This is a genomic window from Aquamicrobium terrae, assembly GCF_052978165.1.
Genome location: NZ_JBRKLZ010000001.1, coordinates 3,053,755 through 3,076,989, shown reverse-complemented (window position 1 = coordinate 3,076,989; position 23,235 = coordinate 3,053,755). Strand labels below are relative to the sequence as shown.

The following is a 23,235-nucleotide window of genomic DNA, read 5'->3' as shown; positions in this document are numbered from 1 at the left end:
TCAGAAGGTCTGGTTGTAGGGGCCGACTTCCGGATTCCGGCGCAATAACTCGTCCAGCGCCTCGAACATTTCGCGCCGCCGCCCGGCCGAGACGGGGCTTTCCACCACCACGACCAGTTCCGGCTTGTTGGACGAGGCCCGCACCAGGCCCCAGGTGCCGTCCTCGGCCACGACGCGCACGCCATTGACCGTCACCAGATCGGCGATGGCCTGCCCGGCGAAACGCTCTCCCGCCGCCTTCATGCCCTCGAAATCGGCAAGCACCCGCTCGACGACCCCATATTTCAGTTCGTCGTCGCAGTGCGGCGACATGGTGGGCGTGCCGTAGGTCACCGGCAGGTCGCGATAGAGATCGGCCATCGACTTGCCCGGGTTGCGGTCAAGCATGCCGCACACCGCAATCGCCGTCACCAGCCCGTCGTCATAACCGCGCCCGATCGGCGGGTTGAAGAAGAAATGGCCGGATTTTTCGAAGCCGGCGATGGCCCCAAGCTCGGCCACCCGCCGCTTGATGTAGGAATGGCCGGTCTTCCAGTAATCCGTTGTCGCCCCCTGCGCCTGCAATTGCGGATCGGTCTTGAACAGGCCGGTCGACTTCACGTCCACGACGAAGGTCGAGCCCGGATGCAGCCGCGAAATGTCGCGCGCCAGCATCACGCCCACCTTGTCGGCGAAGATCTCGTTGCCCTCATTGTCGACCACGCCGCAGCGGTCGCCATCGCCGTCGAAGCCGAGGCCGACATCGGCCCCCGTTTCCAGCACCTTGTCGCGGATCGCATGCAGCATCTGCATGTCCTCGGGGTTCGGATTGTAGCGCGGGAAGCTGTGGTCCAGTTCCACGTCGAGGGGGATGACCTCGCAGCCGATTCGCTCCAGCGCTTCCGGCGCGAAAGCGCCGGCCGTGCCGTTGCCGCAGGCGGCGACCACCTTGAGCCGGCGGCCGATCTTCTTGCCGGCCACAAGATCGTCGAGATAGGTTTCGCGGAAGCCGCGCACGACCTCGTAGGAGCCGCTGCCGACGAGATCGAAATCGCCGCCGAGCACGATGTTCTTCAGCGCCGTCATCTCGTCCGGGCCGAAGGTCAGCGGCCGCTGCGCGCCCATCTTCACGCCGGTCCAGCCGTTTTCGTTGTGAGAGGCGGTGACCATGGCGACCGAAGGCGCATCGAGCGCGAACTGGGCGAAGTAGGCCATGGGCGAAAGCGCGAGGCCGATGTCCTTCACCTTCGCACCCGCCGCCATCAGCCCCGACACCAGCGCCAGCTTGATCGCCAGGGAATACTCCCGGAAATCATGCCCCGTCACGATCTCGGGACCGACGCCCATGCGCCGGATCAGCGTGGCCAGCCCCATGCCCAGCGCCTGCACGCCGATCAGGTTGAGTTCGGGCTCCTTTTCGGCGCCCGGCCGGCCGAACCACCAGCGTGCGTCATATTCGCGAAAGCCGGTCGGCTTGATCAGCGCCGCGGTCTCGAACTCGAACGTATTCGGTAGCGCCTGTTCCACAATGGTTAGCTTCACTTGAGCACGCTCCCCGCATTTTCCCACGCAATTCCGCCAGCTTGCCTAGCAGCAAAGCCTTTAAAGGGGGTTATCCTCGCACCTTCCCGGCCCTTGCACAAACAATCATCGAAAACGCGCAAATTGTCGTGTCATTGACGCTTGCAGGAACAGAATCGCGGCGCTATAAGCCCGGCGACTGGTCACGGAGTGTAGCGCAGCCTGGTAGCGCACATCGTTCGGGACGATGGGGTCGCAGGTTCAAATCCTGCCACTCCGACCAGTATATTCAAGGGTTCCCGACCACTTGCCTTAATCCTCCCACCCTGAAACCCCACCTGAAACCGTTGGCAGAAAGCGCCTACCGACTTATGTTCCTCGCCGCCACAGGCCCGTGTTGGGCCGGCCTGCAAGTTTCGATTTGATCAGAACCCGGCTTGAATCCTGGTGAGCCCATAACATTGATCACCGGGAAATTCTCGGGCCGCCCGTTTAGGCGGTTCATCGTCGCAACGACCTGCCCTTCCAGGTCCTCAAGAGCGCGATAGTCATCGCAGAAGGGTTTCAGCCGCTCCATCACGCCCCTCACCGCTGCCGCAAAGTCCCGAGCGATATAGTCCAGAGACGGCCGAACGTGATCGGGTATTTTCTTGGGCTTGCGGATATGTGGCATGGCTGAACTCCCTTCCGAGTCGGCCCTCATAAACCAGAACGAATTAGGAACAAAGCCCCATTGCCATCAGGCTTGATCGCACCTACCGTCCTGATCATGAGCGATGACCCGAACCGCCTGCTCACCGAATGCAATCAAATCACGCCTATCAACCACCCAGCGCTCGCCTATTCAAACGTAGCGCAGCGGCGGGTGGTGCGGCCAGCGGACGCGATATGGAAACATGGATTGACGCCCTACATTACCCTAGGCAGCCAGCGAAGCCTTGAGGTGATCGTAGTCGAATCCGCACGGGGTGACTGCTTAGGAGGGGCGGCTACCTGAGCGTGAACAGCCCGCGCGGCTATGGCCAAAATAAGGCGGAACCATGCCCTCGCGGTGACGTTATCGGTCATCAATCAGAGGACACGCCATGCACGGTATCATTTATCTCGTCGGTCTCGTTGTCATCATCCTGTTCATTCTGTCTGCGCTCGGTCTGCGGTGATCGGAGGGGAAAATGGCTATTTCAGAATCGTCGCGCGGTGAGACCGTGGTGCTGGAAGAAACCACGGCCGTTGACACCGATCGATCTTATATCGACTGGCCGGCAATCTTGGCCGGCGTGGTCGTCGCCAGCGCAATTTCCTTTATCCTGCTCACCTTTGGCTCGGCCATCGGTCTGACCATGACCTCTGCCCAGGAGGGCCAGTCGTCGTCGATTTTATGGATTTCGGTGATCGGCGGCCTCTGGATCCTGTGGGTCCAGGTGACCGCGTCGCTGTGCGGCGGCTACCTGACGGGCCGGATGCGCCGGCGCGTCGGCGATGCTTCCGAGTCCGAGTCCGATCTCAGGGACGGTTCGAACGGCTTGGTGATGTGGGGTCTGGCGACGATCGTCGCGGCCGGCATCGCATGGTCCGGGGTGACGGGCGCCGTCCACGTGGTGGGCCAAGCAGCCGGCGCCGTCGGCGCGGCTGCCGGACAGGCCGCCGATGCGATCGATCCCTCCGCGCTTCTCCTCGACAGGACGCTGCGAGGCCGGCCGGACGCACCCGCGGTGACGGATGCGGACAGGCAATCCATTGGCCGCATCCTCCTGTCGGCCGCCACCGGCGAGGAGATCGACGCGACGGATCGCGATTACCTTGTCAGCGTGGTCGCTTCGAGGACCGGGTTGCCGCCTGAGGAAGCCACCACTCGCGTCAACCAGTTGTTCGAGCAGGCCCAGGCAGTCGAGGCGCAGGCGCGCGAGGCTGCCGAGCGTACCCGCCGTGCATCCGTCGTCGCCGCCTTCCTCACCGCCGCCGCGTTGGCCATTGGCGCGGCCGCTGCCTATTATGCTGCTACTTTGGGCGGCAATCATCGCGACAGGCAAATTGTCCTCGAAGGGTGGTATCGACCCTGGTGACCTCAAAAAAAACCCGGGCAGTCGCGTGACGCCCGGGTTCCCGCGTAAATTTCAATGAGGGGATGATCGTCCCATGAAGCGCTTCTTCAGGGAGAATGGCTTGACCATTTCCTTGGTCACTCTGTTCCTGATTACCACGGTGGGGATGATCTTGTCCGGGCATTCCGCCCACAACGACCAACTCACCGAGCATGGCGCCGAGGCAATTGGAATATTCTCCTATATGAGGAGTGGGGAATTCCTCTCAGCACTTTTTGAAAATTGGGAAAGCGAATTCTTGCAGATGGCGGCCTATGTCGTGCTGACGGCAATGTTATTTCAGCGCGGTTCCGCCGAATCTCGGGATCCAGACGACCCCAATCGCCTCAATGACGAAACGGCGCCCGCGGCTCGCAAACGCAACCCCATCCTGTCATGGCTTTACTCGTATTCGCTTGGTTCGACGCTGGCTCTACTGTTTTTCATCTCTTTCGGACTGCATTGGTGGACAAGCCTCACAGCGACTAACGAGGACGCCATGCGTCACGGGGGCGAGGTGCAATCTCTTGCCGATTATCTTTTTTCGGCTCAGCTGTGGTTTGAGTCATTCCAAAACTGGCAATCGGAGTTCATGTCGACGGCTGTCTTGGTCGTACTGTCGATTTTCTTGCGTCATAAGGGATCTCCAGAATCGAAACCTGTCGGCGCTGCAAATTCTGAAACCGGGGCATGAGGTACCCCGTCTGGGAACCAGCCTGTGTTTAGGACATTGATTGGAGCGCGGGTGGTCAAGATAGGAGACAATGACATGGCTACCAAGACAAAGGCCGGCGGCAAGGATAGCCTTACCACCAAAGGCACCCAGGCAAGCCAACATCTGCAGACCTCAAAGCCGAAGCCTGCTGCAGCAAAACCCAAGCCGCCGAAGAAATGACTGGCGGATAGCCCGGAAGCAAAGCCCTGCCTGCCACGGTGAAGCGGGTCTCGATCCTGCAGATAATGACGCTATAGCGCCCCATTCATAAACGGAAAGGCGATTGAGTGTTCGCAAAGGTGTTGAAGGGGATTGTCTGGCTTCTGATCGCTCCCGGCGATCTCTTGGCCGACTGGTTGGGTGTATCACACGAAAATAATCGCGATTTGGTGCGTATGCTGGTCAATTCCCTTTTCTGGATCTTGGTCGCCATCTTCGGATTGTGGCTATGGACGTCTACCATGCCTGAATTTCAATAATCGGTGGGGCCGCAGTTCCCACACGATCATGGTTCAGAGGGCCATTCCCTGTGTTGATCGGTCGCATTCACGTCTTCGAAGCTTACTTCAAAGAGTTGATTGCCGTTTTCATCATAAACACGCACCGCCCAGCCCGAAGGCGTCTGCCCAGCGTTTATGACGTCCCGATATAGATCCCGCGCCGAGCGTATAGCCTCAGCTTGGGCGGCCTCCACACTGGGGAGTTCGACGTTCGGGATTTCATGAAAATCCTTCCCCTTACCGGAATATGCAAAACGGAACCGTTGCAATCTTGACAAGGGCTCATCCACGTCCCTCGGTTCATGCTCCTGTCCAGCATTGGAGGCGAGGGATACTGCGACCTGGACCATGATCGCAGCCGCTTTCTGCACCATTTCTGCGTCGTCTATCGCCTCGCTACCGGCGGCCAACGTCACATCAACCGACTCGCCCCCTTGTCCGACGAAGCGGACAAGGTGCATCGCATCATCATTGGGTTTGACGACGACAGAGCATTCAGTGCGCAGAACTTGCATGATCAGCCTCCAACTCATCAGGTATCGACACAATCTCCTGCGGAATGAATTGTTCCCTGGCCACCAGGCTGCGGGAACCAATCGCCCGCAATAGCCGTTGAGGCTGTTTCCGCCTACCAAGGCGCCGCCGGCGCCGAAGGAGAGGTGCTGCGCAAGAGTCTCGGAAAGGAAGGCGTTGAGACACCGAAGAAGAAGCGGGCGGCAAAGGGAAATCGAAAAGCAAAGCAGCGTAGCGGCAAGTTGGAGGGAGCATGCAACTACATCAAAGAGGTGTCGACCTTTTGCTCAAGGTCATGGACGCCGCCGACCACGTGGAAGAACTCAATCCCAACCAGATCCAGTCGCTCTTGCGCGAGGTGGTGGAAGTTATGGGCGCCATTCTCGAACGAGACGCCAGACACATTCTGCAAGCTGACGATCCAGCGCACATTTGAATCTTACCGAAAAGTGCCATTAAATATCCGCCGCGGTGTGCGGCGGATATTTTGGGATCGACAGCAACGTCAGGCAGCTTTTGCCATCTGGTTTGCAGAAGCGTCTGCCAGCCCAGTCAAGTCCTCATCTGTTTTGGCTTCTTCACTGAGCGTTTGATCTAGCAAGCGCACGGCCTCGTTCATGCCCAGCACCTCCGCCCACCGCTTGAGGGTGCCATAACGGGTGATTTCATAATGCTCGACGGCCTGTGCAGCGGAAATCAGACCAGCGTCAAGAGCAGGCATGCCCTTGAATTCGTCGATGATCTCCTCGCCTTCCTCGATTATTCCGTCGATAGCAGGACAGGTCTTGCCTCGTGCCTGCTTGCCCAACAATTCAAATACCTGCTGAAGGCGTTCCACGTGATCTTCTGTCTGATCCCGATGCTTCTCGAAAGCCGCCGTCAATTCAGAAGAAGAGGCTGCACGAGCCATTTTGGGAAGAGCCTTCAAAATCTTCCGTTCGGCATAGTAAATATCCCTGAGCGTGTCGTAGAAGAGATCGTCAAGCGTTTTCTCTTTAGCCATTTGAGCTATCCTTCTCGTTCTGTCGGGTGGAATACGCCCCGGTGAAGAGCGTACAAGCTAAGCCCGTGCCGAGGAAAAGGTTCCGTCCCGAAACGCGAAAAAGCCCGCCAGCCGAAGCCGAGCGCTTTTTTTACTCTCTCCCCCTGACGGCCAGAGAAGAATAGGAGCGGGCCTGAGAGTTGAGCATCCTCAACGCAGCGCAAGCATGGATGCTGTTCAGTCCGATCAGAAGCTCACCGGCCCACTCCGCCGGAATATGGCGCAGCCTATCCCACACCATATAGCGGTTAGAAGGATCGAGGATGATTTCGTACCGCGCACTCATCATTCCAGTCCCCGCATTGGCGGGCGCGGGGTACGAAATGCTAGTTAAGAATACGAAAAAAGCCCGCCACCCTTTCGGATGACGAGCTGATGCATGGGCCGTGCGTTGACCAAGATGAATCCGCCCACACCGTCTAGATTACGAAAAGTAGCCCTGCGCCCATGCCCATATCGCCGCGCAGCCTATGCTTCCAAGAACTAGGAGACGGGTGATCAGCCGCACACGATCGACCACGAGTTGACCCGATGGAGTGACGGCAAAGGCTTGCCAACGCAGAATGCTCATTCGGAGCGCAGCCAGCCCGAGAATAGTACCAATGACCCAAAGCGCTCCCTGCACACCTGCCGCCAACCACGCTGCATAGACCGCCACCGAAATGAAACCTATGCAGATCAGAATCGCTAGCCCTGTTCCCATCAGGGCAGCAGCGCGAGTGCGTGAGAATAGTTGCAAGCCTTTCAGGCCAGCGGCAACAACGATGCCGGCGGCAAACCCGCTTGCGACTTGCCCGTTTATGAAGCCAACAAGGAAGCCCGCTAGCCCCGCCAGAACAATGATGGTCTCGTTCGGGCGAAGCGGCCTCCCATCGGAAGCGTAGTTGGAGGATGCCTTATAATTTGCCTCCGATGAAGAAAAGGCGTCCGCAAAGCTATCTGAGGCCCGTTTTCGTTCAAGGTAGGTTTGATAGCCTGTTTCGTTGTAAATATTTCCCGTCCGCGCTCCCGTCTCGCCAAGATGGCGCTGGTAGGCAATCTGCCGCCATTCTTCCTGTGAGGTCATGATCGCACCCATATGACGTGGGCAGCGCCAGTGGCTTTCGATCCAGAAGCCACGTGACGACTACCTGACAGAAAAAATCATATGAAGCGCCATCTCGACATATGAATTTTAGACGTACTCTCAAAGACGGCCCCAATACCAAAAAATTGGTATTGACGGCGCAGCGGACGGACCGTGGAGCCCTTGAAATACGAAAGGCCTGGGTGGCTTCGGCTTGGCAAGCTGCATGCGACTACACGCATAAATGGCAAACAGTTGCATTTTTGTGACAGACTCTTGGGCCGTGCTAGCGATATGAAAGCCTCGGGTTTAGTAAGGGGCTTACATCATGAAAAAAGTACTTGGTCTGTCGGCCGTAATCGGCCTGCTGGTTGCTGGCAATGCGTTCGCCGCGGATGCAATCTATCAGCCCGCTCCCGAGATGGGCGCGGCAATTTATAGCTGGACCGGTGGCTATATCGGCGTGAATCTCGGCTATGCCGGTGGCAAAGCCAAGCACCCCGTCAGCGTCATTGATAGCGGAACCACCGTTGCCAGTGGCTCGCTCAATATCAGCTCCAGCGGCTTCGTGGGCGGCGTCCAGGCTGGTTTCAATTACCAGTCGGATCAGTGGGTTTATGGCGTTGAAACGGACTTCCAAGGCTCCAGCGTCGATGCTCAGACGTCGATCAGCCTGGGTGGTCTCCTTGATGCTGAAGTCGGCACCAAGCTGAACTGGTACGGTACCGTGCGTGCCCGGATCGGCTTCACCCCAGTCGAGCGTCTTCTGGTCTACGCAACCGGTGGCCTGGCCTACGGCGAGACCAAGAGCTACATCAGACTTAATGGCGATGAACTGAGCGCGAAGAAGACCAAGGCCGGATGGACCGTGGGCGCCGGCGCCGAATATGCCTTCGCCGACAACTGGTCTCTCAAGAGCGAATATCTCTACACGGATCTGGGCAAGGCAAATCTCATCACCGAGGAGCTTGCTCCTGACGTCGTCGGCAAACTGGATCGAAAGTTCAATTTTCATACGGTCCGGATCGGCCTGAACTATAAGTTCTAAGATCGACCGACAAAGCCCCGCTTCGGCGGGGCTTTTTTATCCCGGTGGGCTTCAGTTCTTATGACGTCATCGTCCGTCTCGTCGGCGCGCCGCTGCTCGAACAGAACGACGAATGGGCGGTGCAACGCGCCCGTTACATGACGCTGGAAAGCGTCGGCGAATTGAGCGATGATCCGCTCATCAGCCTGCCAGCCGTGGCGCGCTGATCAACCCGGCAATGCCGGACAGCTCGGCAAGCAATGCCGCCAGCTACACCACTCGGTGGGACATCATCACTTTCACAGCTTGAGAAACGTGGCGCAGCGCGCTAGATGCTGGAACCTCGTCTGGGTTGGGGCCAGAACGTAAATTGGGATATCTATTTTGAGAGCGCCACGAGTATTAAGCGTCGTCGGGACAAGACCTGAAGCCATCAAGATGGCACCCTTGATCCGGGCGCTCGCAGCAGATGAACGGTTTGAAGCAGGCGTTTGTGTCACGGCACAGCATCGCGAAATGCTCGACCAGGTGCTCGATCTATTTGACATTAGGCCTGATTTCGATCTTGACCTGATGCGCAGGAAACAGGATTTGTCCGATCTCACCGGCGCGATCCTGACTGGCATGAAGGGCGTTCTGCGAGACGCGCGTCCTGATATAGTTCTGGTTCACGGCGACACGACGACGACGCTGGCAGCCACCCTTTCTGCCTACTACGAGAGAATTGCCGTTGGACACGTCGAGGCGGGACTGCGGACAGGCAATGTCTATTCGCCTTGGCCGGAGGAGGCGAACCGGAAATTGACCGGTGCGTTGGCAGCTTTGCACTTTGCCCCAACCGAGGCTGCGCGCGCGAATCTGCTGCAAGAGGGTGTGTCGGCCGGGTCGGTTCACGTGACCGGCAATACCGTCGTGGACGCATTGCTGCATGTCGCCGGTTCGGTCGACCCGTCGGTATCTCTAGGGGAAATCTCTGCCGACCTCGCCTCGGTTCCCAGCCAAGCCCGTGTCATTTTGGTGACCGGTCATCGCCGCGAGAGTTTTGGCGATGGGTTCGAGCGCATCTGCCACGCGCTCCATAGCATCGCCAAGGCCAATCCCGACGTTGCGATCGTCTATCCCGTGCATCTCAATCCAAGCGTGCGCGAGCCGGTTAACCGTTTGCTGGCCGGTGTACCGGGCATCTACCTTTTGGAACCCATGGATTATCTGCCCTTCGTTCGGCTGATGATGAAGGCGCATATCATCCTGACGGACTCCGGAGGCATACAGGAGGAGGCCCCTTCGTTGGGCAAGCCTGTTCTTGTCATGCGCGACACTACGGAGCGTCCCGAGGCCGTTTCGGCTGGGACCGTGAAGTTGGTTGGAACTTCCGTTGAGCGCATCGTCGCTGAAACCAAAAGCCTGCTGGACGATGAAGCAGCTTGGCGGGCGATGAGTAAGGCCCACAATCCTTACGGTGACGGCCGTGCCTGTAGTCGCATTCTAGATATACTCGCACAGGCAGTGGATCAGGTTTGTCCACCTGACCGGTGAGCGGTTGCCACCAGGTCTCCACTAATCGATTGCGGTTGTGGCTTCCCTCGGCTATTTGACTCCACCTATTGAATGCCAGCATCCGAGCTTGGCGTAATTCAGCGTGGTTGGAGCAATTGCAAACTTGGCGAATGATACGACCATCTCTTTCGAGACTGGTTCGCTTCTTTCACATCAGTCTTCTCGAGGCACGATCCGAGCGGCAGGCGAGCTATCTAGGCATCTTCTGGAAGCCACTCTCAACACTGCTTTTCACGGCGATGCTAGCTTTCGTATTCCACCAAGCCCACGTTATCACAACCGGAGAATTCTATCTCTACGTGTTGTCGGGGTACATCCTTTGGACATTTATATCGGCGTCGATAACTGGAAGCACCACAGTCATTCAGAAAAGATTCGATTTTGCTGTTCACAACAATCTGACACTTGTCGGTCTCTTCTGGAAGTTGTTGATTGATCGTCTTTTTACGTTCGGGCTTGATATTATTCTTCTGATCGCGGCAATTATAATTATTGCTCCAGCCGCGATTGGTTGGAATTTTCTGTTGTTGCCACCATTGCTGATAATTATCTCTCTCGTTTCTATTGGTATTTCATACCTAGTGAACTTGCTGGTGATCCTGTTCCCAGATTTAGATGCCATTTTTAATGTGGGTGTGCGTTTCATGTTCTTTGTCTCTCCCATCTTTTGGGGAGCTGAAGGCGCTGTAACCGGTGTCCGAGCAGTGTTGCTCAGCTACAATCCTGCTGCCTACTTTCTCTCGACCTTTCGTCAAGCCTTTGGTGTGATGCCGCTTCAACTGCTGGATTGGCTCGTATCGCTCGCCATGGCACTTCTGTTATGTGTTGTCAGTTTGATCGCTTACAAACGATCTGAAAAGTTCGTCAGAAACCTGAAATAGCGATATGGCACAGATTCAACTCGACGACGTGAGTGTTAGCTATTTCATGCGCCGAACTTTGTCGACTGACGCTAAGTTCGAGCGTGGCGCGGTAGGCGCACAGGTGATCGTAGGAAATCGCTACATAGAAATCGCAGCTCTTCGCAACGTTTCACTCTCGTTAGCGGATGGTGACCGAGTTGGGCTCGTGGGATCTAACGGTTCCGGCAAAACCACACTGCTGAAGCTCTGTGCCGGAGCGCTCGCAGTCCAAGCCGGGACTTTCAACATTGAGGGCGTTGTCAGCCCTCAGTTTGCGCTAGGGGCCGGCTTGCGAGCAGATCTCACCGGCCGACAAAATGCGGAGCTGAAATGCCTCTATTTGGGCGTACCGCAGCGCTCCATTGCAAGATGCCTAGAAGAACTGAAATCCATCAGCGGACTCGGTGGATATTTCGAACTTCCGCTGAGGAGCTACTCGGCTGGAATGCATTCTCGCCTTGTTATGAGCTTGTTGCGGCTTGTACGCGGCGAGATCCTTATAATGGATGAATGGATTAACACGGTAGATCCAAGTCTAAGCGAGACCATCAATGGATTGCAGACTCAGTTGATCAGCCGATCCAAGATCCTCCTGCTCGCTAGCCACTCGGAGCGCATATTAAAGGAATGGGTCAATAAGATTCTTTGGCTCGACCAAGGCACTGTGATGGGTTTCGGGCCGATCGACGAGATCTACAAAGAATATAATAATTGGAGGCGACGATAATCGCCATACTATAAGCATCAATACAGCGAAATCACTCAACACAGGTTCGGAGTCCGCACCGATGAAATTGTTACAAAATCGAATAAAGGCGGCATTGAACAAACTGCTCATGCGACCACAGATATGGCAGGTTAGTGCGGACACCAAGCAGATCAAACTCATAAATAAGAATCTTGCCCAGTCCGTCATTTCGCTACAACTTGAAACGGCTATTATTCAGAAAAAGTTCGATCTCCTGGAAGGAATGTTAGCGCAAAACCAAAACGCCATGAGTCTTGCGATCGATAAATTCAGGGCCGATATACAGGAAATGGTTGTCGCAACCCTCAAGCAAGAAGAAGCTTTTTCGTCTACAATTATTCAGAAAAAATTTGATCTCTTGGAAGGAATGTTAGCGCAAAATCAAAACACCATGAGTCTTGAGATCGATAAACTCAGGGATGCAATACAGGAAGTGACTGGCGCAACAGTCAAGCAAGAAGAATATTTTTCATCTACAATAAATCGCGGCTTGTCCGAATACGAGGTTGCAGTCAAAAAACTTGCCGAAAACCAGTTCAGACAGATTGAAGCACTTTTTAGCCTGCTTCTCGCACTGAAGCCTGAGTATCCTCTGCCACCCACTCGAAACTGGGCTGCATCGCCAGACTTTCTCATTGATCTCTATTGCCGAATCATAGAAGAGAAGCCGGCCGTCGTGGTTGAACTCGGCAGTGGCGTTTCGACTATCGTTGTTGCTGCAGCACTGAGACGCAATCAGACTGGCCGACTGTTTAGTCTAGACCATGATCACGCTTTTCTGCTGCAGACAGAAAAGCATTTAAGTCGTCACGGCTTGGAGGAATGGGTCAAAACGTACCATGCTCCGCTGACTGAATGGGTTCCGGATCCCTCTTCACCCACTCAGGCCGGTGATCGGTTTCAGTGGTACGATGTGCCGGCCGAAGTTGCAGGCCTGAAGCAGATCGATTTGCTGGTCGTCGACGGCCCTCCAATGGCATCGTCCAAAAGATGCAGATATCCAGCAGTTCCATTTTTCTATCAGCGCCTCAAAGAAGGTGGCCAAGTGATGCTCGATGATGCGCACCGAGATGATGAACGGTTCATCGTAAAAGCTTGGACAACAGAATTCGCTATGCAGTTACAGAAGGTTAGAGATTCTGAAAAAGGCCTCGCACTTCTATCAAAGGTAAAGCCTAACGGGCCTGCTCAGAACGCTATTGAGAAGGTATAGACATGAAGTTTTCTTCGTATCTGTCGAACATCCGGAGCATACTAGCGCCTCGAGGTGAGGATGGCCTAGTGCATAGCTTGGACGATAAGCACCCCATCAATACTACTTACCCCTCTGGAGATTGGGAGCGTACAGCTCAAGAACTGTATGACCGTGGGCGCTATCACGAGGCGGCAGATCTGCTTGCGATGAACCAAGGAGCAGTTCTCACTGAAAGCACAGCTAATCTTGAGTTGCGCGCTCGCGGCCAAGTGCGTGACGCGGAAGGCATCACGGTCGTTTTGACCGGCTACCAACGCCCCCAAAATCTCATCCGCCAGATCCGCGCCATTAACGAACAGAGCGTACCCGTCTCCGATGTGATGCTGTGGAAAAATTATGGGGGAGCCGGTGTTGAATTCGAGGAGATCAATGAGATCAAGACGGCGTCGTGTAACCATAACTTCAAATTTCACAGCCGATTTGCCTTCGCGCTGCTAGCAAAGACCAAATACGTTGCGGTTTTCGACGACGATACAATTCCCGGTCCGCGCTGGTTCGAAAACTGCCTAGAAACTCTAAAGACACACAACGGTATCCTGGGAAGCGCTGGAATTGTCCTGAAATCGCAAACTGCTTACCGGCCGCATCAAAAAGTCGGTTGGAATGGGGCGGTACCGAATGAAGCGGTTGTCGAGGTCGACTTGGTCGGCCACGCGTGGTTCATGGAAAAGGCAGTCCTGAAGTATATGTGGTTCGAAGAACCTCATTCCTGGGACAATGGTGAAGACATTCATCTTTCCTACACAGCCAAAAAGTTTGGTGGGATACGAACCTTCGTCCCTCCGCACCCCAGCGATGATAAGTCGCTTTGGGGTTCAACGGATGGCAAGGCTCTCGGCAACGACAGTGTATCCAGCTTCAAGAATAATAATTCGAATTCGCATACGCGGTTGCGAAACGAAATCGTCAGGAACGCGATACAGGCCGGATGGGTCACGAAGGAAGCACCTGCAGGCAGCCCATTCGCCAGCAATATTCGCCCGTCGGCACATGTCTTTATTCCGACATTCAACCGACCACGCCAACTTAAACGCCTTCTAAATCAAATTAACAATGAAGCTCCGGGCTTCCACATCACTGTTCATGTTCATGATGATGGGAGCGAACAAACTGTCCACATCGACGCGTCCGACTACCCAAATATCGCTCACATCGCTCTTTCGCGTTCACCTAACTTTGGCAAAAAGCGCTACTGGGAATTAGTAAATCGCTTTTTCCGTTCAGCGGTGCATCTCAAGCCTGATCTATTTTACTATCTTGCGGACGATGTCCAGCTTGTAAAAGGTTTTTTCAGTAAGTCAGCATCGTTGTGGCACGCAGTCCCAGACAAGTATAAAGTGGCTATGCATTTGCTCCTCGACCAACGCGAGGGTTCTGCGTGCTGGACGGCGTTCGACCCGATAACCATCGAAACGGGTGAAGGGGCCGTCTATAAGTCTCAGTGGGTCGACATGCTAATGATGTTCGATAGGACATTTTTGGAAGCCCTCAAGTTTGAAATTCAGCCAGTCAGTCTCAATCGCTGGATATCTAACCCGCTCGCGAGCAGCGGCGTTGGTCAGCAAATTTCTCATCGCCTCCATGAGCAACAGCGCTCGATGTATCTTGTAACTGACTCACTGCTTATTCATGAGGATGAACCGAGCGTGATGAACCCTGAAGAACGGTTAGCTAACCCGATTGTGAGTAGACGCAAAAATCCCTCGGCAGAAGATTATGCGAGTTCTGCAGGCGTCGAGAGCGCTGTGACGGTGACGCCTGCCGCCACAACACAGGGTCCAATAGTAGCATTCGATGATAGTATAGACAGACTTAGAGATCAAATCAGACGTCTAGAGGAAATGCGGTCACACGAGGTGCGCGCATTTCATCAGGTATAACAAACGGTCGACTTTTCATATCCCGTGTCAGTCGGATGGTATTGGGAGACCTGTGCGCGCTAGGGCGGCGGCCGCCCGGTCATCCACGTATAGACCCCGAGCAACCATCCGGCGAAGGTGACAATGCCGATCCCGATTTTCAACAACCAGCGGCCGGCAGTGCCGGCGCCCTGCGCTTTCGTGCGGAGCGTCGTCACCTCGACCGTCACCTTTTCGTGGGCCTCGACCTTATGCTTGATCGAGGCGATATCTGCCTCCTGATGGGTCTGACGCAGGACGAGATCATCCACCCGCCTGTGAAGGGCCGCCCGGCTTTCGTCCTGCCGGTCCAGCCGATCCTCAATGCCATCGAGCTTGCCGATGACGACGCCCAGCGAGCGCTCGATGTTGCTATGTGTCGGCAATGCTCTTGTCCCCGCCTATTTCCGGCACCACACATCCCTCGCTGCATTTGCCTGCCGCGCCTCCTGGATCGTCTGCGCACTGTCCTTGCTGGCCGAATAGGTGACGACCGGCCAGACGGCGCATTCAGCGCGCGTTGTCGCGATTGTTGGGGTCTGACTGCATCCCGCCATCGTCAGGCCGCACAGCGCGGCCAGCAGCGGCAGCCCGTTCGATATCCTTGATATGCTCGGCATAGCTGTCCCGCTCCTTTGCTGCCTGCCTGTCCCGTTCCCGCTGGGCGCCGGATGCTCGGCCGCGGAGATACGTCGCGATAATGGTGAGGATGCCGATGCCGGCAGCGATCAGATAACCGCCGGCATCGGATATGAGCGCGGTGAGCAGACCGGTCATGTCCGCCAGCCCCAACGCTTGGCCAGCAGGTGAAAGCCCTCGGTGACAAAGCCGACCGTGGCGGTTGCCGCTACCGTGGTCAGGGCCACCACATCGGGATCGGCGGCAAGCTGGCTGCCAAGCTCATAGCCGATGATGCCGCCCACGCCGTAGCGCAGGGCAATTCGGATGATTGGTCCCATGTCAGGCTCCTCCTTTGCTGAAAAGCTTGGTGAAAATTGCAAGGATGACGGCCCAGAAGCCGCGCGCTGGCGCTGGCTGGCGCGTGGGTGCCTGCGGCGCGGGCTCGGACGGAGGGGATTGCCGATCCACGCCATAGCCTTCCGCCAGCAGAAGCGTGTTGAAGGTCTTGGCGTAGCCCGCAATGAGGTCAGCCCGATCCGTGCCGTTCACGATGCGGCGCGCCCACGTGTAGTCGCTCTTGGTCAGGGTGATGTAGTCGGACAGCTTCTTGCCGGTGAACCAGCCATCGCGCATGCCCAGCACAAGGATTTCGGCAGCAATGGCCGGCTCCAGTGCCTTCGACGGATTGCCGACCAGATCGATACCGAGCTTCTGCCCTGCCTTCCGGTAATTCTCCTCATGGGTAAGCTGGACATATCCCCGGCCGAAGAACCCGCCCGACCAGTAGTCGCGCGTCACCCACTTCATCTTTCCGGCCTTCCACGCCTTGGTCAGCAGCTCTTTGGCCTTGGCGTCGGTAGTGGCCAACGTCTCGCGCACCGGCTTCATGGTGCCGGCCGTCTCGTGATAGGCCGTGGCCAGCACGTAGGCGCACTGGTTGCGCAGCAGGCCATGCTTCTTGCAGACGGCAATAATCAGCCGCCCGTCGCCGTGCGACAGGTTCATGGTCGGTCCTTTCAGATGTCTGGATCGGATTTCGCCGCGCCCGAGACTGGCGGCGGAACAAATGTGAGCTATTTCACATTCTTGGAGGATATCTGGGTTAGGCTGCCTGCGCGGACATCCAGTGACCGCGCTTGCTGGCGCGCTCTCCGCCCCAACGAAGGGTGCGCCAGCCCTTTCGAAACTTGCGGGGGCAAGGAAATGGAAATCTACGTTGAGCCGGCCAAGAGGCCTGGCAAGAGAAAGCTGATCCGAAAGTCGACGCTCGAACCGACCGAGATCGATCAGGAACATGGCGGGATACGGCTATCCATTGAGGCGGCCGGGATCTACGACGATTCCAGATACCGCTACACGATCAAGCTTTCGCGGGAGAACCTGGAACTGATCTACGAAGCCTGGAACGGAGCGCGGGCCCACTCGGCCTAGTTGCCACCATCTGGGGTTGGGCTATTATCCCCGGGCTGTTCTTCGAGGGGGACGGCACGGGCCGGCGCGCTATCCGGCAGGATCGAGACGGCGCGTCGGCTCACCTTATAATAATTCTAATTTGGGCTATCTATCCTCCGGACAAGGGTCGGGAGGGGGCGTTGTGCTTGAACTGTTGTTACAACTTGCGCCAGCGCTGATCTTGCTGGCCCTCGCGGCATTCGCCAGAGGCTACCGGACATGACCGGCTACGAGAGATCACCAGACTATGGCGGGCCGCCCGCGCGCCTTTGGCCGCTGATTGCGTTCCTGCTGATCATCATTGCTATCGGTGTGTTTTTGGCGATTGACGGCTGACTTGACTCCCTCACCGCAACAACCCGTCTGTCGTCACATCATCCAGCATCGGGGCCATGGCAAGGGCGAGATGCATGATTGAAATCCAACACGAGTTGCGGCAGATCGCTGGCGCTATTGATCCACTACCGGCAAACATCACTGAGCTAATCAACGAGGCAATTGTAGGCGATACCGTCTGCGCCATGGAACTGCTTGGGATGCTTCTGCCGGGCTGGGGGCTCGACTACACCGTCGATCAGCCTGCCGGCAGCTTTGTCGCTCGGCTGTACTCGCTCGAAGGGATGACCATCGACGGCTCTGGTTCAACTTTCGCCCTGGCCGTTGCGAGGGCAATCATTCTGGCCAAGGCATCATCTCAACCCATGTGAGCCGGCCTCCGCCACCTTGTCCGCCGCGCGATTTTTCCTATTGTGTAGTTGCGGTCATGCCCATGGCCGTAGGGCCGGCGCCTTCCTCCTGCCCCCGGCAACGCGCGCGTCGGCCCAAACTTCCCCGTCGCCCTATTCAGGCTATGCTGGCGTCATGCAGTCGGATCGTCTTTTGATTTTTGTTGCATTCGTGGTCGGGTCGCTGGTGGCGACCATAATTATCGCCATGCCCTGCCAGGAACCATTCATGAATGCCGCAATATCCTGGGTTTACAAGTGGTTGGATATCCGACACTGTTAGCCTGCCAATTAGCGTCCAGCGGACTTGCCTATTCGGAGCTGCAGGCCATTGTGCCGGTGCGGTGACCTAGTGCCGCAAAGTTGACGCACCCCTTGCCCTCGCGCAATAGAGCGTTGGCCCCGGCCTTGCCAATATTCTGATAATCGCTATGTTGCCGGTGCGATCATGTTTTATGATCGTAGGGCCGGCGAGCTCATATCCCCCAAGGATAACCCCAGAGAGCGTCGGCCCGAACCTTGCGGCTTTCTGTGGAAAGCTACACGTAGCGCCTTTACCCGCCCCAGTTTTGACAAACTAAATAACCGTGGGGGCTCTACGGGTTTTTGAGCCATGATATACATCTTCCCTCAAGAGCGGGAAGCGCTTGAAATGCTGGCCGGAGCACGTCCCCGACTCGCTTCAGCGTGGGCCAAAGTCTGTTGGGAAAACATGGCCCGCGAAGGGCTATGCACACCTGGTCCGAATTACCGACTGACGGCTGCTGGCTGGGCGGCCCTTGCACCTGCTTCACCCCAAGTTGAGGCAGGCTAAGCTGTGGGACCGAAGCCCCCCTGCCCCGACATATGCGCATCTAACCAAGAGAGCTGTCACACTACATTGACGTTTGTGCCTTCCAGCTTCTCGGTCGTGGTCCCGGTTCCTGACAATAGGAAGTCGGTATTGGCTTGGCTCACCACAATATTACGGCCAACGAAGTGCGTTGTTCCAACGGTCCGTGTGCATCGCACAAACACTTTCGAGTTCGCGGCATCAACTCGGGTGAGCACATTCTCGATATTCACAACATAGATCGAGTTGTTGGCGGCTTCATTGTTGAACAGGATTGCCTCTTCGATCAGATTTCCGCTGTCCGCATGGTTGATATTCCTGATGTCAATGACACCACCTCGCATAAATGCCGGCGCAATATGGACCAGCGAAGAAATCTGGTTGGCACCAGTTCGGGAAATCCTGATCCCGTCAACTTTTGCGCCCGCCTGAATGCGAATAGGGGATGCCTGCCGTGAGCCGGTAAGCTGGACAATACGATGCGGGGCCGAGCCGTTATATTTGCATTCGATGTTCTCGATCAGGCCGCCACCCGTCTGGAAATCAATTTCAGGCATGTTGCCCGTGCGCGCTATAGAGCCATGCCCCGAGGCATTTCTTTCGAAATGGGTTCCGACAATGTGGCCGAACTCCATCTGGGATTTGACGCCGCGCCCGCCGCAGTTCCGAATCTTCCCGCCAACAAGTGAGAAATGACTTGGGGTGAGAACAGCAGTTCCATCGTCTTCGGCGGCAAAAACCCTCATACCATCCTGATCGAATAGATAGCTGGCATCCAGGCTGTACACGTTCTCGATGTACGGCGCGATGACGGTGACCTCCTGCGGCGCCAGCGTCATAGCGTTGACGGTGATGCCGGTTACCCCTTGCGCGCCCTGAACCCCGGCGCCGATAGCCATGCGCACGTTGCGCACATCGGGGCGCTCCAGATACACGTTTCGCCATCCACCTCTAATCCAGATGCCGTCACCTCCCGTAAAGGCAGAAGACCCTCGAAACACGTTTTGCACTTTGAGGTTTGAGGCATAGAAATCGCCGAAGGTCGTGGTGGAACTGTTCTGGAAATACCAGCCGACAAACGCCTTATCCTGGCAGTTTAGGAGCAGCGAACCAACAATGGTGACATTACGCCCAGCGCAGTTCATGGATATGGCAAATTGCACAGGGTTGGCGCTGTCCAGAAGAATCGTGGCCCCGCTCGATGCCCAATAGACATCCTGCGGGGGTATCTGGGTGATCGTGTCCGTGACGCGATAGGTTCGGGATGCCCCACCCCAATCAACAGGTCGACCGAGGGCAAGGGCTGCACGAACAGCCGCAGTATCATCAATTGCGCCGTCAGCCCGTGCGCCAAGCATCATCGGGTTTATGACGCTCTCGGACAGTTCCCACCAGGCGCCATCTGCACTCTGGAATTTTCCAGCATGTGTCGGCTCGGACAGCGCGCGCTTGTAAAGCGCAGCACCGCCATCTCCCGACACGGCAAAGCCTGCGGTGCGGATAAAGGTCACACCGGCTGGAATATTCGTCAATTCGGCTGCCGACACGCTGTCCACGTCACCAGGCGGCAAGATACCGATATTCTCCCGCGCCTGGGCCTGCTCTTCGGGCAACAAGCTCTGCGGTGCATATGAAACCGGATATTCAACCCCCGCTGCGGCAGCTTCTGCTCGATCAGCCGCGTCAATTGCTTCAATCGCGGCAGCTTCAGCCGCCGCAACTATTGCGGCACTCGCCTGATCGCTAAGGAGGCGATAGTTGGCCCCAACGTCCAGAAACAGGTAAATGCCGCCCCCAACGATCCCGCCCGCCGCAATCTCATTTCCGCTATTGGTGAGCAGCGGCTTGCCATTGATGGTGACAGGGCTGGTGTTGTCCTGCGCGATCCCGCCGATGATGTAGACGGTCGAGCCGGGGTTTTCGGGCAGTTCGGCATCCGGCTCGGCAATAATGTCGTTTGCCGTGCCGCCAGTGACCGAGAAGTACATCACGCCGCGCACCAGGTCGATGTCGCCGCCCTGCCCGCCGATCAATGCAATAATTGCCGATTCGTGGCTTTTCAGGAGACGGCGGATTTCGACCTTCCGTGGGTCCCACTTGCCACTGGCCGGGACACCGAGCGTCGTGAAATCCCGAAACACATGATTGGGATCGAGATCGGGGAAAGCCATGCTTATCTCCATGCGAAAGCGCCCCGCCAAGGCAGGGCTGAATGTCGGGTTTTCGGGTTGTTCAGGTGACGGTGACGGAACCGGTCGGGACTGCGCTGGCGGGCACACCGCTCTGGTTCACAGCAGCCAGCCAGTAATAGTAGGTGCCAGCCGAAAGGCCGCTGTCTTGCCAACTGTCCGCGGCGCTTGGCGCACCGTACTCGGTAACCACCAACGCAGCCGACCCAAGGTCATTGACCGTGTTGCGATAGATGAGGGTGGCGAAATAGTTCGGACTGTTGGGCGCAGTCCAATCGATATCAACTACGCCGGCACCGCCAACAGCGTTGACGCCAGCGACCACGCCCGGCGGCACCGGATCGACACGTGCGGTGACGGCAATGGGCGGCTCAGGCCGCCATTCCGATGCCTTACCAGAGTTGGTCATCGCCCGGGCCTGGACATGGTAGGTCTGATTGTCGAGCAAACCGAGGATGTTCTGATGATTTTGACCAACCGGAGCGTTGAGCGTTGTCCATTCGCCCAGCGGCGAAGCAACACGATAGCGCACCTGATGCAGCAGGCTGTCACGGGGCGGCGCTGCCCATTCAACACGGATCGCGACGGAACCTGCATAGGGCTGGCTGACCGCCGTCACACTCGTCGGCGCCGGCACCTCGGATGACGTCTCGATCGAGGTCCGCTTCGGCTTCTCCGGTTCTTCCGTGGCCGAGTTGAACCCGAAATCGGGGGCCTGCACCGAGTGGGCCTCGACCGACCAGGTGATGCCGTCCTCGTTGCGCTTCAACTTGTCGACTTCGAAGATTTGATCGAGATTGCCGAACTCGGCATGGCGCAGGCGGAAGAACCGCTTACCGATCAGCCGGATGCCGTGGTATTTGAGCGTGGCGCTGATCTTGTACTTGGCGCGGGAGACCAGAAGCAGGCGCTTGGCGACACGTACCGACTGGTTATGGTTCGGGCTCCAGTAGACGCGTAGGCTGTCTTCCTCGTAGGGCTCGTCCGGAACGTCGAGCACATAGGGTGCACTGGCTGCCTCGCGGTAGCCGATCTCAGGCTCTGTGTATTCGACAGAGAACGCATTGGCGATGTCGGTGCCGGCCTGCCCTTCCGTGTACTGGATCGACAGGATGTCGTCGTCGGCAATCTCGACATCGGGCTGGATGAACCGGCCGACATTGAACCCGACAACGCCGTTGGTGTCCTCGTAGAAGAATGCGTCGCAGGCGACCCCCATCGAGGCGCGCACCGTGTCACGGTCATCTGCCGATGAATAGACGCCGGAAAGCTGCCATCGGGGGACAGGATTGCCGTCGCGATCGAGAATGACCTGATCGCAAACATCTGCCTCGATGCCCACCTGATCCCAGTCGACCTCCCGGTCGAGGCCGTCTTTCGACGTGATCCAGTCCGCGATGATCAGCGCGGCATTGGTGGTCCATTTCGTCTGTTGATCGCGCGGATCGTAGCATAGATAACCCTCGATCGCCGGCGCGATGACCGGCTCGCGGCCGCCGGGATAGACTTTCGAGAAGTCTTCAGCCTTGACCGTTTCCGCCACGGCGACGACATGGGCAAGGCCCGCCATGTCATGGGCCGCGGTCCACTGCGGGAAATTATCTGCCAGTAGGGCCGGAGCGATCTGTCCCGCCGCACCGAGAAAGGCAGCAACCCGCAACCTTGATCGGCCGTCAGATTGGAACCGCGCCTGTTGTGCGAGACCATTACCGTCGACAGTGAATTCCGTCTCGTCGGCAAACCATTGCCTGATCCCGTTGATCTGACGGGCAGCCAGGATCACGTCATAATAGCGTTTACCGTTCTTGGCCTGCCAGAAATTGACCGGGCCTCCTTTCCTGACCAGCCCATAGGCATGTTCGAAAAAGCTGATCGGCTGGCGCATATTGACCATACGCGCACCCGGATTGGGCGGTGCGTCAGGCCTGGGGCGCAGTAATGTCGCAAGAGCCGAAATGCCGACGGACAAGGCGGCATTGAGCAGCAAGCCGCCCAGTGCCGAGCCAGCAAAGGCCCAGCCGGCCGCGAATGCTCCGGCAGAGAACCCACCAAAGGCGCCCGCGATTGCACCGCCAATGGCCGGAGCGCCCAACGCCGTGATGATGCCGCCGATGAACCCGACGACTGGCGGCATGGCATGCGCCGGCGTCGGATAGAGCGCCGTCGTGCCGAGCAGGAAGGCGGCATAGAGCGTCTTACGCACGGTCGACCTTCCACGCTGCTAGGATTTCGATCGGCTTGCAAATGACCACGGTGTACTCGCCCTTGAGTGCCCAATTTTTGCCGAGGCAGACCGCGCCCATAAGTTTGATGCCGTCCTGATCGCGAATACGAACCACGCCGACATCGCCTCTGTCGGGGCTGCTCGTCGGCTCCAGTCCAATCGAGGTGGCTGCCTCGCCCATCACGCCAGCCGGATCATGCAGGAAGCCACTGACCTTCTGGCAGGAAAGCGCGCTGTCATATTGACCACGCCACTTGGCGGCAGCATCGGAGTATCCGAGGGCCATGAGGTAATCGGCCAGCACAAGCATGCAGTCCGACTTGCCCCAGACGAAAGGCTCCGCCATCCACCGGTGAAGATGGGCGTAGAGGGTGTCCATGATGTTATT

General features: G+C 57.1%; 23 protein-coding genes, 1 tRNA gene and 1 pseudogene. 14 read left to right on the top strand and 11 right to left on the bottom strand.

Going from position 1 to position 23,235, the window contains the following annotated elements; genetic code table 11:
• Positions 1-1,521 carry a phosphomannomutase/phosphoglucomutase gene (locus tag ACVCNR_RS15120; RefSeq protein WP_354193007.1) on the bottom strand — a complete coding sequence of 507 codons (1,521 nt, stop codon included), beginning with the start codon at positions 1,519-1,521 and terminating at the stop codon, positions 1-3.
• Positions 1,522-1,706: 185 nt separating this feature from the next.
• Between ACVCNR_RS15120 and ACVCNR_RS15115 the strand changes: the two genes are divergently transcribed.
• From ACVCNR_RS15115 to ACVCNR_RS15100, 4 genes are all read left to right on the top strand, one after another.
• A tRNA-Pro gene (locus tag ACVCNR_RS15115) sits at positions 1,707-1,783 on the top strand.
• 889 nt (positions 1,784-2,672) lie between these two features.
• On the top strand, positions 2,673-3,563 hold the full coding sequence (locus tag ACVCNR_RS15110; protein ID WP_447075362.1) for a YrzE family protein: 891 nt from the start codon (positions 2,673-2,675) through the stop codon (positions 3,561-3,563).
• Positions 3,564-3,636: 73 nt separating this feature from the next.
• Positions 3,637-4,275 carry a DUF6766 family protein gene (locus tag ACVCNR_RS15105; protein ID WP_447075361.1) on the top strand — a complete coding sequence of 213 codons (639 nt, stop codon included), beginning with the start codon at positions 3,637-3,639 and terminating at the stop codon, positions 4,273-4,275.
• Positions 4,276-4,350: 75 nt separating this feature from the next.
• Entirely contained in the window at positions 4,351-4,476 is a 126-nt protein-coding gene (locus ACVCNR_RS15100; protein WP_447075360.1) for a hypothetical protein, read from the top strand.
• 325 nt (positions 4,477-4,801) lie between these two features.
• Here ACVCNR_RS15100 and ACVCNR_RS15095 read toward each other — a convergent pair whose 3' ends face one another.
• Positions 4,802-5,311 carry a DUF6894 family protein gene (locus ACVCNR_RS15095; RefSeq protein WP_447075359.1) on the bottom strand — a complete coding sequence of 170 codons (510 nt, stop codon included), beginning with the start codon at positions 5,309-5,311 and terminating at the stop codon, positions 4,802-4,804.
• A gap of 251 nt (positions 5,312-5,562) precedes the next feature.
• Here ACVCNR_RS15095 and ACVCNR_RS15090 point away from each other — a divergent pair, with 251 nt between their 5' ends.
• On the top strand, positions 5,563-5,745 hold the full coding sequence (locus tag ACVCNR_RS15090; RefSeq protein ID WP_447075358.1) for a hypothetical protein: 183 nt from the start codon (positions 5,563-5,565) through the stop codon (positions 5,743-5,745).
• A gap of 69 nt (positions 5,746-5,814) precedes the next feature.
• Here ACVCNR_RS15090 and ACVCNR_RS15085 read toward each other — a convergent pair whose 3' ends face one another.
• Together ACVCNR_RS15085 and ACVCNR_RS15080 are read right to left on the bottom strand one after the other, a co-directional pair.
• The gene (locus ACVCNR_RS15085) at positions 5,815-6,312 is read right to left on the bottom strand and encodes a YciE/YciF ferroxidase family protein (protein ID WP_447075357.1); all 498 of its coding nucleotides are present in this window, start codon (positions 6,310-6,312) and stop codon (positions 5,815-5,817) included.
• A 463-nt stretch (positions 6,313-6,775) separates the two neighbouring features.
• Positions 6,776-7,417, bottom strand: coding sequence for a hypothetical protein (locus ACVCNR_RS15080; RefSeq protein WP_447075356.1), 642 nt, complete (start codon positions 7,415-7,417; stop codon positions 6,776-6,778).
• 328 nt (positions 7,418-7,745) lie between these two features.
• Between ACVCNR_RS15080 and ACVCNR_RS15075 the strand changes: the two genes are divergently transcribed.
• From ACVCNR_RS15075 to ACVCNR_RS15045, 7 genes and pseudogenes are all read left to right on the top strand, one after another.
• Positions 7,746-8,465 carry an outer membrane protein gene (locus tag ACVCNR_RS15075; RefSeq protein WP_447075355.1) on the top strand — a complete coding sequence of 240 codons (720 nt, stop codon included), beginning with the start codon at positions 7,746-7,748 and terminating at the stop codon, positions 8,463-8,465.
• A gap of 68 nt (positions 8,466-8,533) precedes the next feature.
• A pseudogene (locus ACVCNR_RS15070) lies at positions 8,534-8,671 on the top strand (IS256 family transposase); the annotation flags it as partial.
• Positions 8,672-8,828: 157 nt separating this feature from the next.
• Positions 8,829-9,980, top strand: coding sequence for a non-hydrolyzing UDP-N-acetylglucosamine 2-epimerase (gene wecB / locus ACVCNR_RS15065; RefSeq protein ID WP_447075354.1), 1,152 nt, complete (start codon positions 8,829-8,831; stop codon positions 9,978-9,980).
• A 68-nt stretch (positions 9,981-10,048) separates the two neighbouring features.
• Entirely contained in the window at positions 10,049-10,882 is an 834-nt protein-coding gene (locus tag ACVCNR_RS15060) for an ABC transporter permease (RefSeq protein WP_447075353.1), read from the top strand.
• Positions 10,883-10,886: 4 nt separating this feature from the next.
• On the top strand, positions 10,887-11,630 hold the full coding sequence (locus ACVCNR_RS15055; protein ID WP_447075352.1) for an ABC transporter ATP-binding protein: 744 nt from the start codon (positions 10,887-10,889) through the stop codon (positions 11,628-11,630).
• A gap of 61 nt (positions 11,631-11,691) precedes the next feature.
• Positions 11,692-12,864, top strand: coding sequence for a class I SAM-dependent methyltransferase (locus ACVCNR_RS15050; protein WP_447075351.1), 1,173 nt, complete (start codon positions 11,692-11,694; stop codon positions 12,862-12,864).
• Between the two features lie 2 nt (positions 12,865-12,866).
• Entirely contained in the window at positions 12,867-14,786 is a 1,920-nt protein-coding gene (locus ACVCNR_RS15045) for a glycosyltransferase family 2 protein (protein WP_447075350.1), read from the top strand.
• A gap of 59 nt (positions 14,787-14,845) precedes the next feature.
• Here ACVCNR_RS15045 and ACVCNR_RS15040 read toward each other — a convergent pair whose 3' ends face one another.
• The 4 genes from ACVCNR_RS15040 to ACVCNR_RS15025 form a co-directional block, all read right to left on the bottom strand.
• A complete protein-coding gene (locus tag ACVCNR_RS15040) occupies positions 14,846-15,190 on the bottom strand; it encodes a DUF1515 family protein (protein ID WP_447075349.1) in 345 nt (114 codons plus the stop codon).
• A gap of 124 nt (positions 15,191-15,314) precedes the next feature.
• On the bottom strand, positions 15,315-15,581 hold the full coding sequence (locus ACVCNR_RS15035) for a hypothetical protein (RefSeq protein WP_447075348.1): 267 nt from the start codon (positions 15,579-15,581) through the stop codon (positions 15,315-15,317).
• Positions 15,578-15,763 carry a hypothetical protein gene (locus tag ACVCNR_RS15030; protein ID WP_447075347.1) on the bottom strand — a complete coding sequence of 62 codons (186 nt, stop codon included), beginning with the start codon at positions 15,761-15,763 and terminating at the stop codon, positions 15,578-15,580. Before ACVCNR_RS15030 ends, ACVCNR_RS15035 begins: the two co-directional genes overlap by 4 nt.
• Position 15,764: 1 nt before the next feature.
• Entirely contained in the window at positions 15,765-16,430 is a 666-nt protein-coding gene (locus ACVCNR_RS15025; protein ID WP_447075346.1) for a glycoside hydrolase family 19 protein, read from the bottom strand.
• A 198-nt stretch (positions 16,431-16,628) separates the two neighbouring features.
• Here ACVCNR_RS15025 and ACVCNR_RS15020 point away from each other — a divergent pair, with 198 nt between their 5' ends.
• Both ACVCNR_RS15020 and ACVCNR_RS15015 read left to right on the top strand, forming a co-directional pair.
• Positions 16,629-16,856, top strand: a complete 228-nt coding sequence (locus tag ACVCNR_RS15020; RefSeq protein ID WP_447075345.1) for a hypothetical protein — start codon at positions 16,629-16,631, stop codon at positions 16,854-16,856.
• 431 nt (positions 16,857-17,287) lie between these two features.
• Positions 17,288-17,584 carry a hypothetical protein gene (locus ACVCNR_RS15015; protein ID WP_447075344.1) on the top strand — a complete coding sequence of 99 codons (297 nt, stop codon included), beginning with the start codon at positions 17,288-17,290 and terminating at the stop codon, positions 17,582-17,584.
• An 888-nt stretch (positions 17,585-18,472) separates the two neighbouring features.
• Here ACVCNR_RS15015 and ACVCNR_RS15010 read toward each other — a convergent pair.
• The 3 genes from ACVCNR_RS15010 to ACVCNR_RS15000 form a co-directional block, all read right to left on the bottom strand.
• On the bottom strand, positions 18,473-20,605 hold the full coding sequence (locus ACVCNR_RS15010; RefSeq protein ID WP_447075343.1) for a hypothetical protein: 2,133 nt from the start codon (positions 20,603-20,605) through the stop codon (positions 18,473-18,475).
• Positions 20,606-20,666: 61 nt separating this feature from the next.
• A complete protein-coding gene (locus ACVCNR_RS15005; RefSeq protein WP_447075342.1) occupies positions 20,667-22,826 on the bottom strand; it encodes a phage tail protein in 2,160 nt (719 codons plus the stop codon).
• Positions 22,819-23,226: a DUF6950 family protein gene (locus ACVCNR_RS15000; protein ID WP_447075341.1), complete on the bottom strand. Its 408-nt coding sequence runs from the start codon at positions 23,224-23,226 to the stop codon at positions 22,819-22,821. Before ACVCNR_RS15000 ends, ACVCNR_RS15005 begins: the two co-directional genes overlap by 8 nt.
• Positions 23,227-23,235 lie beyond the last annotated feature (9 nt).